General features: G+C 72.8%; 6 protein-coding genes and 1 riboswitch. Of the genes, 4 read left to right on the top strand and 2 right to left on the bottom strand.

Annotation, left to right across the window (positions count from 1 at the left end; genetic code table 11):
- Positions 1-184 precede the first annotated feature (184 nt).
- The 4 genes from SSBG_RS01600 to SSBG_RS01615 are packed head-to-tail and all read left to right on the top strand — an operon-like array spanning position 185 to position 5,925.
- Positions 185-1,501, top strand: a complete 1,317-nt coding sequence (locus SSBG_RS01600) for an ABC transporter substrate-binding protein (RefSeq protein WP_008744489.1) — start codon at positions 185-187, stop codon at positions 1,499-1,501.
- A 40-nt stretch (positions 1,502-1,541) separates the two neighbouring features.
- Positions 1,542-2,528, top strand: a complete 987-nt coding sequence (locus tag SSBG_RS01605) for a carbohydrate ABC transporter permease (RefSeq protein WP_420790255.1) — start codon at positions 1,542-1,544, stop codon at positions 2,526-2,528.
- Positions 2,525-3,412 (top strand): carbohydrate ABC transporter permease, encoded by an 888-nt coding sequence (locus tag SSBG_RS01610; protein ID WP_008744491.1) that lies wholly within the window; start codon positions 2,525-2,527, stop codon positions 3,410-3,412. Before SSBG_RS01605 ends, SSBG_RS01610 begins: the two co-directional genes overlap by 4 nt.
- 29 nt (positions 3,413-3,441) lie before the next feature.
- Positions 3,442-5,925 carry a glycoside hydrolase family 2 protein gene (locus SSBG_RS01615; protein ID WP_008744492.1) on the top strand — a complete coding sequence of 828 codons (2,484 nt, stop codon included), beginning with the start codon at positions 3,442-3,444 and terminating at the stop codon, positions 5,923-5,925.
- A gap of 46 nt (positions 5,926-5,971) precedes the next feature.
- On the opposite strand, the gene SSBG_RS34055 is transcribed toward SSBG_RS01615, so the two are convergent.
- Positions 5,972-6,379 carry a hypothetical protein gene (locus tag SSBG_RS34055; RefSeq protein WP_234010304.1) on the bottom strand — a complete coding sequence of 136 codons (408 nt, stop codon included), beginning with the start codon at positions 6,377-6,379 and terminating at the stop codon, positions 5,972-5,974.
- Positions 6,380-7,522: 1,143 nt separating this feature from the next.
- On the bottom strand, positions 7,523-11,116 hold the full coding sequence (cobN, locus tag SSBG_RS01625) for a cobaltochelatase subunit CobN (protein WP_008744494.1): 3,594 nt from the start codon (positions 11,114-11,116) through the stop codon (positions 7,523-7,525).
- A gap of 36 nt (positions 11,117-11,152) precedes the next feature.
- Positions 11,153-11,304: riboswitch (cobalamin riboswitch) on the bottom strand.
- Positions 11,305-11,348 lie beyond the last annotated feature (44 nt).

Genomic DNA, 11,348 nt, shown 5'->3' on the forward strand with positions numbered 1-11,348 from the left:
TGCAGCTCAGCAGGGCTTGTTGCCGATCTGTATCCTGATGGAACTAAACCGTTCTATGGACACCGTCCCGTGTTGCCTCTACGTTGAGCAGCCGTCAGCCGCTTCGCCCCGAGGACGCGACCTCCGTCGCCGCGCGGGCCGCAGTGCGGCGCTTTCCCCATCTCGTCAGGGAGTTGAAGAGGCCATGCGTAGAACAGCACTCGCGGCGACGACGGTCGTGCTCGCCACCGCGCTGACGGCGTGCGGTGGTTCGGGGTCGGGCTCCTCCTCGTCCGAGGAGGCGAGCACCCCGAAGGACCCGGCGAAGGTCTCGGGCACGATCACGGTGCTCACCAACCGCACCGACCAGGTGCAGGACGGCACCCTCAAGGGCTACGCCGCGCGTTTCAACAAGATCTACCCCCACGTCAAGGTGAAGTTCCAGGGCATCACCGACTACGAGGGCGACGTCAAGATCCGCATGAACAGCGAGAACTACGGGGACGTCCTGTCGATCCCGGCGTCCGTACCGCTCAAGCAGTACCCCAACTTCTTCTCGCCGCTCGGCCCCGCGAAGGAGCTGTCCAGGAAGTACGACTTCACCGACCACGCCACCGTGGACGGCAAGGTCTACGGGATAGCCAACATCGGGACCGCCAACGGCTTCGTCTACAACAAGGCCGTGTGGAAGAAGGCCGGGATCACCCAGTGGCCCAGGACGCCCGCCGCCTTCCTCGACGCCCTCCAGGCCATCAAGTCGAAGACGGGCGCCACCCCGTACTACACGAACTACCACGACGGCTGGCCGCTCACGAACTGGGGCAACGCGCTCGGCTCGCCGAGCTGCGACCCGGCGGCGAACGACAAGCTGGCGACGACCAAGGAGCCCTGGGCGAAGGGGCAGGACCTCCGCGTCGTGGACACGCTCCTCCACGACATCGTGCACCGCAAGCTCTCGGAGGCGGACCCGACCACCACGAACTGGGAGAACTCCAAGACCCTCATCGGCACCGGGAAGATCGGCACGATGTGGCTCGGCTCCTGGGCCGTCGTGCAGATGCGGGACGCGGCGAAGAAGGCCGGGCACGATCCCGAGGACATCGGCTTCATGCCCTTCCCCGCCCAGCACGACGGGACGTTCTGCTCGGTCGTGCGGCCCGACTACCAGTACGCCGTCAACAAGCACTCCGCGCACAAGGACGCCGCGCGGGCCTGGCTCGACTGGTACATCGACAAGTCCGGTGACGCGCAGGCGACCCTGTCCATCTCCTCGCTCAAGAGCGCCCCGCTGCCCGGCATCCTGAAGCCGTTCCAGGAGCAGGGCACCAAGCTCATCCACCTCGGCTACGGCAAGAACGCGCTCGTCGACGAGATCGACAAGGCGTCCGAGGTCGGCCTCAACGCCCAGGACTACCCGCAGCACCTGATCGACGTGGCACGCGGCACCGCCGGGGGCGATCTGGACGGAGCGCTCGCGGAGCTGAACAAGAAGTGGTCCGAGGCGCAGGGGACCCTCGGCTGAGTTCCCGCCACCGATCCGTACGACCGAAAGGAGGACCACGATGAGCGCACCACAGGCCGCGGGGCCGTCCCTGGCCGCCCGCACCGCGGCGGCACCGGAGAGCGCCGGCGGGAGAACGGCCGTGAAGGGTGCGCCCGGGCCCGCGCCCCGTCGCCCGCGCGGGCGCGGGACCCACCGCTGGTTCACCCCCTGGCTCTACCTCCTCGTCCCGCTCGCCTTCCTCGTCACCTTCACCGGGCTGCCGCTCGCCGGGCTCGTCTCGTACAGCTTCACCGACTGGGACGGGCTGAGCCCGGTGAAGAACTTCGTCGGGCTCGACAACTACACCGACCTGTTCACGCGGCCCCAGCTCTTCCGCGTCTTCTGGGTGAGCGGCTTCTACCTCGTGGGCTCCGTCGCGCAGATCTGCGCGGCGCTGTACTTCGCGACAGTGCTCAGCTTCCGCACCCGGTTCAGGAACGTCTTCAAGGGCGTCCTGTTCTTCCCTTACCTCGTCAACGGCGTCGCGATCGGCTTCGTCTTCCTCTACTTCTTCCAGCCCGGCGGCACCCTCGACACGGTGCTCGGCTGGTTCGGCGCGGGCCCGCACCTGTGGCTCGGGGACCCGGATCTCGTGAACACCTCGCTCGCGGGGGTGTCCGTGTGGCGGTTCATGGGGCTCGACATGGTGCTGTTCCTCGGCGCGATCCAGTCGATCCCGCCGGAGCTGTACGAGGCGGCGGAGCTGGACGGGGCGAACAGGTGGCAGCAGTTCCGGCACATCATCGCGCCGAGCATCCGCCCGATCATCTCGCTCAGCGTCATCCTCGCCGTCTCGGGGGCGCTCTCGGTCTTCGAGATCCCCTTCATCATGACCGGCGGCGCGAACAACAGCGAGACGTTCGTGATCCAGACGATCAAGCTCGCGTTCAACTTCAACAAGACCGGGCTCGCCTCGGCGGCGGCGCTCGTGCTCCTCCTCGTCGTGCTGCTCGTCACCGGCTTGCAGCGGGTGCTGTTCCCGGACGAAAGGGTGGAACAGTCATGACCGTCCTCAGCCCCGCGGCGCGCCCGCCCGCGAAGCGCCGCGCCCCGCGCGGCACCCGGGCCGGGGGCCGCCTCGCGACCGCCCTCAAGTACGCGACGCTGGTCCTCGCGAGCGCCGTCGTCGTCGTGCCGCTCGCCGCGATCCTGCTCACCTCGCTGCGCACCGGCAAGGAGGTGTCGAAGGACCCGGGGCTCGCGCTGCCGCACGACTGGCTCAACTTCCACAACTACACGGTCGCCTTCACCGACGGGCACATGGTGCGCGCGCTGCTCAACACCGCGTTCATCCTGGTCTTCTCCGTGGCCGGGACCGTGCTCATCGGCTCGATGACGGCGTACGCGGTCGACCGCTTCCACTTCCGCTTCAAGAAGCTCGTCCTCGGCGCGTTCCTCGTGGCCTCGCTCGTGCCGAGCGTCACGACCCAGGTCGCGACCTACCGGATCGTGAACAACCTCGGTGTCATGGACACCCGCTGGGCGCCGGTGCTGCTCTACATGGGCACCGACATCGTGTCGATCTACATCTTCCTCCAGTTCATCCGCTCGATCCCGGTCTCGCTCGACGAGGCGGCCCGGCTCGACGGGGCCTCGTCCTTCACGATCTACCGGCGGATCATCCTGCCGCTGCTCAAACCGGCGGTCGCCACCGTCGTGATCGTCAAGGGCGTCGCGATCTACAACGACTTCTACATCCCCTTCCTCTACATGCCGAGCGAGGACCTGGGCACGATCTCGACGTCCCTCTTCCGCTTCAAGGGCCCGTACGGGGCGCACTGGGAGGTCATCTCGGCGGGTGCCGCCCTCGTCATCGTGCCGAGCCTGCTCGTCTTCCTCGCGCTCCAGCGCTTCATCTACAACGGCTTCGCGGCCGGCGCCACCAAGTAGCCACCGCGCGGCCTTCCTCCAGGAGTGACATGAAAGCCAGCACACCCCTTGACCACGGCTGGACCCTGCGCCTCGACCCGCGCGGGCACCGCCCCGAGCAGGCCGCGGACGCGCTCGTGGACGAGGGGGTCCCCGCCCGCGTCCCCGGCTGCGCGCACACCGACCTCCTCGCGGCCGGGCTCATCCCGGACCCCTACCTGGGCCGGAACGAGGAGGCCGTGGCCTGGGTGGGCCGCGCCGACTGGACGTACCGCACGGCGCTCGCGGGCGGCTCCGCGCACGGCCACGAGCGCACCGACCTCGTCTTCGACGGGCTCGACACCGTCGCCGAGGTGCGGATCGGCGGCCGCGTGCTCGGCCGGACCCGCAACATGCACCGCGCGTACCGCTTCGACGCGACGGAGGCGCTCTCGGTGGACGCCGAGGTGCCCCTGGAGGTCGCCTTCACCTCCGCGTACGAGGAGGCCGAGGCGGTGCGCGCGCGGCTGGGGCCGCGCCCGAACGCGTACCCGGAGCCGTTCAACTTCGTCCGCAAGATGGCGAGTTCCTTCGGCTGGGACTGGGGCCCCACGCTCGTCACGGCCGGGATCTGGCGGCAGGCGCGGCTGGAGTGCTGGTCGCTCGCGCGGCTCGCCGAGGTGCGGCCCGAGGTGACGGTGGACGAGGACGGCACCGGGCGGGTCCGGGTCCGGATCGCCGTCGAGCGGACCGCGGGCGGGGCCGCGCGCACCCTGCGCGCCTCGGTGCGGGTCGCGGGCGCCGAGACGACGGCTCAGCTCCCGCCGGGCTCCGACGTCGTGACGGTGCTCGTGGAGGTACCGGACGTCGCGCTGTGGTGGCCGCGCGGCTACGGCGCACAGCCGCTGTACGACTGCGTGGTGTCGCTCGGCACGGACGAGGCCGAGAGCGCGGCGCTCGACTCCTGGGAGCGGCGTGTCGGTTTCCGCACCGTCGTGCTCGACACCGCCGAGGACGCGGAGGGCAGCGCCTTCACCCTCCGGGTCAACGGGCAGCCGGTCTTCGCGCGCGGCGTGAACTGGATTCCGGACGACACGCTCGTCTCGCGCGTGGACGCGGCGCGCTACCGGCGGCGCCTGGGCCAGGCGGCGGAGGCGGGCGTCAACCTCGTGCGCGTGTGGGGCGGCGGGATCTACGAGAGCGAGGACTTCTACGACGCCTGCGACGAGGCGGGGCTCCTCGTGTGGCAGGACTTCCTCTTCGCGTGCGCCGCCTACCCGGAGGAGGAGCCGCTGCGCTCGGAGGTGGAGGCGGAGGCGCGCGAGAACGTCGTACGGCTCATGCCGCACCCCTCGCTCGTGCTGTGGAACGGCAACAACGAGAACCTGTGGGGGTTCCGGGACTGGGGCTGGGCCGAGGAGCTGAACGGCGCCTCGTGGGGCGAGGGTTACTACCTCGACCTGCTCCCCCGCCTCGTCGCCGGGACCGACCCGACCCGCCCCTACTGGGCGGGCAGCCCGTGGTCCGGCTCCCCCGAGCGGCACCCGAACGACCCCCGGCACGGCACCACGCACTCCTGGGAGGTGTGGAACCGGCTCGACTACGCCGCCTACCGCGAGGACGTCCCGCGCTTCATGGCCGAGTTCGGCTGGCAGGCGCCCCCGGCCCACGCGACGCTGCGCCGGGCCATCGGGGAGGACCAGCTCGCCCCGGACTCACCGGACATGCTCCACCACCAGAAGGCGGAGGACGGCAACGGGAAGCTCGCGCGCGGCCTCGCCCCGCACTTCGAGGCACCCGGCGACTTCGACACGTGGCACTACCTGACACAGCTCAACCAGGCCCGCGCGGTGGCGACCGGGATCGAGCACTGGCGCGCGCACTGGCCGGTGTGCGCGGGCACGGTGCTGTGGCAGCTCAACGACTGCTGGCCGGTGACGAGCTGGGCGGCGATCGACGGGGACGAACGGGAGAAGCCGCTCTACCACGAGCTGCGCCGCCTGTACGCGGACCGGCTCCTGAGCCTCGTCGAGCGCGACGGGCGGCTCGTGCTCGCCGTCGTCAACGACGCGGCCACACCGTGGCAGGGCCGGGCGCGGATACAGCTCCGGGACGCGAAGGGAGGCGAAACGGAGGCGTGCGAGCGGGAGTTCACCGTGGCGGCGCGCTCGGTGGCGCTGGTCGGCCTGCCCGCCGCTCTCACGGAGTTCCGCGATCCGGCGCGCGAGTTCCTGGTGGCCGAGGCCGACGGGCTGCGGGCCCTTCGTTTCGGCGCCCCCGACAGGGAGTTCGCCTACCCGGCGGGCGAGGTGCGCACGGAGGTGGTGGCGACGGCGGACGGCGCGGAGGTGACCGTGACGGCGCGCACGCTCGTCCGGGACCTGCTGCTCCAGGCGGACCGGCTCGCCCCGGCGGCGAAGGCGGACCGGGGGCTCGTGACGCTGCTGCCCGGCGAGTGTGTGACCTACCGGGTCAGCGGCTGGGACGGAGCGGACGCGGCGGCCGTGGACGGGGCGCTGTGGTGGGTCAACAGGGGCGAGCGCGCGACCGGTTGAGACGTACGGGCCCGGGGGGCGGCACCCCCGGGCCCGTGCTCGCGTGTCACCGTTCGCGGGCGCGCCGTCCGCGGGCCCACAGCGCGAGGGCGCCGGCGAGGACGGCGACGGCTCCCCCGCCCGCCCACCAGGCGGCGGCGTGGCCCCCGCCGGAGGTGCCCGGCACCTTGCCCGAGAGCGTGACGTCCGCCGTGTCGTTCGCGGGGTCGGGGTCGGCCGGGTACTCCTTGCCGTCGCGCCCGCGCAGGCGCACGGAGCCGTCGCCGGACTCCTCGCCGAGGCGGAGGCGGAAGGCGAGGTGCTGGGTGTCGCCGGGCTCGTGGGCGGTGAGGGGGCAGGTGTAGACGCCGGCCTTGTCGTGCTTGCACAGGGGCTCGAAGTAGTCCTCGTCCAGTTCCTCCATCGGCTCCTTGAGGACGCGGGCGCCCTCGGGCGGCGTGAACCGGAGCTCCACGGGCGGGTTCTGCCCCGGGTCGCCGGGGCCGTTGTTCCTGGCGACGATCCGGACCTCCTGCTCGCGGCCGTCCCGGGCGCGCAGCCGGGTGCCGACCGCCGCGTAGTCGGAGGGGTTGTCGACGGAGAAGCGGGTCCAGGCGGTGTCCTCGTCGCTCCAGGTGCCCGTGGTGCCCTTGCCGGGCTCCGGGCGCAGGGCGGGCCCCTTGCCGGGCGCGCCCTCGTCGGGGACGACGACTTCCTCGTAGGGGCCGAGGTCGAGCGGCCAAGCGGACTGGTGGAGGCTTCCGGCGGTTTCGGTCTTCGGGGCGCAGGTCGAGACCGGGAGCGAGGCCGACGCTCTCGCCGGGGGCGAGGTCGAGCGCGGGGAAGCGGCAGACGGCCGTGGCGCCGTGGTAGCTGCAGTTCGAGAAGCGCTCCGTGGTGGGCGTCATGGTGTCGGTGGTGTAGGTGAGGCCGAGGCCGTTCGCGGGGGTCTCGCCCGCGTTGCGCACGACGAAGGCGAAGTGCGTGCGGGCACCGGGGCGCAGGTGGGCGACTTTCTCGGGGCGGCGGATCTCCAGGACGGGGCCGCCGACCACGACGCGGGTGGTGGCCTCGGCGACCTTGCCGTCCGGGGCCTCGTAGCGCAGGTGCAGGTCCCCGGCGTCCCCCGCCTCGCTGCCGGGCGCGGCGTACGGGAGGGCGCCGGCCCAGTCCGCCCAGTTGTCATAGCTCGCGCCGACCTCGCAGACGATGCGGGCGGCGTCGCCCGAGCAGCCGTTGCCGTACTTCCTCAGCCGCAGGACGTCCTCGGCGCCGCGCACGTCGGTGATCAGGCGTCCCGTCTTCTCGCCCGCCACCGCGTCCTCGTGGTACCGGACGTGCAGGTGCTTGTCCCGCGCGGGGCGCCTGGGCCCGCCGGGCGGCGCCACGTGGTACGTGGCGGGGGCGGTCAGCGGCGGGTCCGCAGCGGCGGCCGGGGCGGACCCCAGGGGGACCACCCCGGCGAGACACGCCGCGAGGGCGAGCAGGACGCCGCGGGTACGGGAGAGGTACGGGGTGCGGGGGCGAACGGCCATGCGCTCCAGTCGATCACGCGGGGCGTCCCGCGCGGAAGGTGCCCCTCGCCCCGTACGGGCGGGGCCCGGGTTCCCGCGTGCGCTCAGCCCTCGTCGTCGCCCTCCAGGTTCCCCTCCGTCTCCAGGTAGACCTGCCGCAGGGCGTCGAGCACCGCAGGGTCGGGCTCGGCCCACATGCCGCGCGACTCGGCCTCCAGGAGGCGTTCCGCGATGCCGTGCAGGGCCCAGGGGTTGGCCTCCTGGAGGAAGGCGCGGTTCGTCTCGTCCAGGACGTACGTCTCGGTGAGCTTGTCGTACATCCAGTCCGCGATGACGCCCGTCGTCGCGTCGTAGCCGAACAGGTAGTCCACCGTGGCGGCGAGTTCGAAGGCGCCCTTGTAGCCGTGGCGGCGCATCGCCTCGATCCAGCGGGGGTTGACGACGCGCGCGCGGAAGACGCGCGAGGTCTCCTCCACGAGGGTGCGGGTGCGGACCGTCTCGGGGCGCGTGGAGTCGCCGATGTACGCCTCGGGCGCGGAGCCGCGCAGCGCGCGCACGGCGGCGACCATGCCGCCGTGGTACTGGAAGTAGTCGTCCGAGTCGGCGATGTCGTGCTCGCGGGTGTCGGTGTTCTTCGCGGCGACGGCGATACGGCGGTAGGCGGTCTCCATCTCCTCGCGCGCGGGCCGTCCGTCGAGACCGCGCCCGTACGCGTACCCGCCCCACACCGTGTAGACCTCGGCGAGGTCGGCGTCGGTGCGCCAGTCGCGCGAGTCGATGAGCTGGAGCAGGCCCGCGCCGTAGGTGCCGGGCCGGGAGCCGAAGATGCGGGTCGTGGCGCGCCGCTCGTCGCCGTGCTCGGCGAGGTCGCGGGCGACGTGGGCGCGGACGTGGTTGACGTCCGCGGGCTCCTCCAGCGAGGCGGCCAGGCGTACGGCGTCGTCCAGGAGGCCGACGGTGTGCGGGAAGGCGTCGCGGAAGAAGCCCGAGATGCGCAGGGTCACGTCCACGCGGGGGCGGCCCAGTTCCTCGTGCGGGACCGCTTCGAGGCCCGTGACGCGGCGCGAGGCGTCGTCCCACACGGGCCGGACGCCGAGCAGCGCGAGGGCTTCGGCGATGTCGTCGCCCGCCGTGCGCATCGCGCTCGTGCCCCACAGCGAGAGCCCGACGGAGGTGGGCCACTCGCCGTGGTCGGCGCGGTAGCGGTCCAGGAGCGAGGTCGCGAGGGACTGCCCGGTCTCCCAGGCGAGCCGGGAGGGGACGGCCTTCGGGTCGACGGAGTAGAAGTTGCGGCCGGTCGGCAGGACGTTGACGAGGCCGCGCAGCGGGGAGCCGGAGGGCCCGGCGGGGACGAAGCCGCCGCGCAGGGCGTGCAGGGTGTGGTCGAGTTCGCCGGTGGTCGCCGCGAGGCGCGGCACCACTTCGCGGGCGGCGAAGGCGAGGACCGCGCGGACGTCCTCGCTCTCCTCCCGCGGCACGGCCTCCGGGTCCCAGTCCGCGTCCTCCATCGCCTGCACGAGCGCGCGGGCGCGCTCCTCGGCGGCGTCCGCGCTCGCGAGGGTCGCGGCGGACTCGTCCAGGCCGAGCGCCTCGCGCAGCCCGGGGAGCGCCTGGGTGCCGCCCCAGATCTGGCGGGCGCGCAGGATCGCGAGGACGAGGTTGACGCGGTCGGTGGCGGCGGGTGCCTTGCCGAGGACGTGGAGGCCGTCGCGGATCTGGGCGTCCTTGACCTCGCAGAGCCAGCCGTCCACGTGCAGGAGGAAGTCGTCGAAGCCGTCGTCGTCGGGGCGGTCGTCGAGGCCGAGGTCGTGGTCGAGGCGGGCGGCCTGGATGAGGGTCCAGATCTGGGCGCGGATCGCGGGGAGCTTCGCGGGGTCCATCGCGGCGATCTGCGCGTGCTCGTCCAGGAGCTGTTCGAGGCGCGCGATGTCCCCGTAGGACTCGGCGCGGGCCATCGGCGGCACGAGGTGGTCCACGAGGGTGGCGTGGACACGGCGCTTGGCCTGGGTGCCCTCACCGGGGTCGTTGACGAGGAAGGGGTAGACGAGAGGCAGGTCGCCGAGCGCGGCGTCGGGGCCGCAGGCGGCGGAGAGGCCGGCGTTCTTGCCGGGCAGCCACTCCAGGTTGCCGTGCTTGCCGAGGTGCACCATCGCGTCGGCGCCGAAGCCGCCCTCGCTCGCGGGGGCCGCGATCCAGCGGTAGGCGGCGAGGTAGTGGTGCGAGGGCGGGAGATCGGGGTCGTGGTAGATCGCGATGGGGTTCTCGCCGAAGCCGCGCGGGGGCTGGATGAGGACGAGGAGGTTGCCGAAGCGGAGCGCGGCGAGCACGATGTCGCCCTCGGGGTTCGCGCCGCGGTCGACGAACATCTCGCCGGGCGCGGGTCCCCAGTGCTCCTCGACCGCGGTGCGCAGTTCCTTGGGCAGGGTCGCGAACCAGCGGCGGTAGTCGGCGGCGGCGATGCGGACCGGGTTGGCGGCGAGCTGTTCCTCGGTGAGCCAGTCCTGGTCGTGGCCGCCCGCGTCGATGAGCGCGCGGATCAGCTCGTCGCCGTCGCCGGACTCGACGCCGGGGACGGGCTCCGTGCCGAAGTCGTAGCCCTCGGCGAGGAGGCGGCGCAGGAGCGCGATCGCGCTCGCGGGGGTGTCGAGGCCGACGGCGTTGCCGATGCGGGAGTGCTTGGTGGGGTACGCGGACAGGACGAGCGCGAGGCGCTTGTCGGGCGCGGGTATGTGCCGCAGGCGGGCGTGGCGCACGGCGAGCCCGGCGACGCGCGCGGCGCGTTCGGGGTCGGCGACGTAGGCGGGGAGGCCGTCCGCGTCGATCTCCTTGAACGAGAAGGGGACGGTGATGAGGCGGCCGTCGAACTCGGGCACGGCGATCTGGCTCGCGGCGTCGAGGGGCGAGACGCCCTCGTCGTTCTCCTCCCAGTCGGCGCGCGAGCCGGTGAGGCACAGCGCCTGGAGGATCGGTACGTCGAGCCCGGCGAGGGCGCCCGCGTCCCACGCCTCCTCGTCGCCGCCCGCGCTCGCCTCGGCGGGGCGCGTGCCGCCGGCCGCGAGGACGGTGGTGACGAGGACGTCGGCGGTGCGCAGGGTGTCGAGCAGTCCGTCCTCGGGGGTGCGGAGCGAGGCCACGTAGAGCGGGAGCGCTCGGCCGCCCGCGTCCTCGACGGCCTCGCACAGGGCGTCCACGAAACCGGTGTTGCCGCTCATGTGGTGCGCGCGGTAGTAGAGCACCGCGACGACGGGGCCCGTGGTGGTGCGCGGGGTGCGCTCCAGGGGGCCCCAGGAGGGGGCGGGGGCGGGCGCGTCGAAGCCGTGGCCGGTGAGGAGCACGGTGTCGGAGAGGAAGCGGGCGAGCTGTTCGAGGTTCGCGGGGCCGCCGTGCGCGAGGTAGGCGTGGGCCTCGGCGGCGATGCCGACCGGGACGGTGGACGCGGCCATCAGCTGGGCGTCGGGGGCCTGCTCCCCGCTCAGCACGACGACGGGCCTGCCGTCGGCGAGGAGCAGGTCGAGCCCTTCCTGCCAGACGCGGATGCCGCCGAGGAGCCGGACGACGACGAGGTCGACGCCGTCGAGGAGGGCGGGGAGCGCGTCGAGCGCGAGCCGCGAGGGGTTCGCGAAGCGGAACGGCACCGGGCCCGCTGCGGCGCGGGCGCTGAGCAGGTCCGTGTCGGACGTCGACAGGAGCAGGAACATGCGGCGTCAGGCCCTTCCTCGGGGTGTCCACGCCCCGGGCGGTGTTCGGACGGCGGGAGTTCCTGACTCACACGCGGCGGGTGCGCGTGCTCACAGTGGCGGGACCGCGCCGGATTCGCACCGGGCTTCCTCCCAAGTCGCCGTCTGGCGGTGGCGGACCGGGTGGGACCGCCGAAAGGTCATAGTACGGGGGGCCGCGGCACGGGGGTAGGGGCAGGGGGCGCCCGGCGGG

The sequence above is a fragment of the Streptomyces sp. SPB074 genome (assembly GCF_000154905.1).
GTDB lineage: Bacteria > Actinomycetota > Actinomycetes > Streptomycetales > Streptomycetaceae > Streptomyces.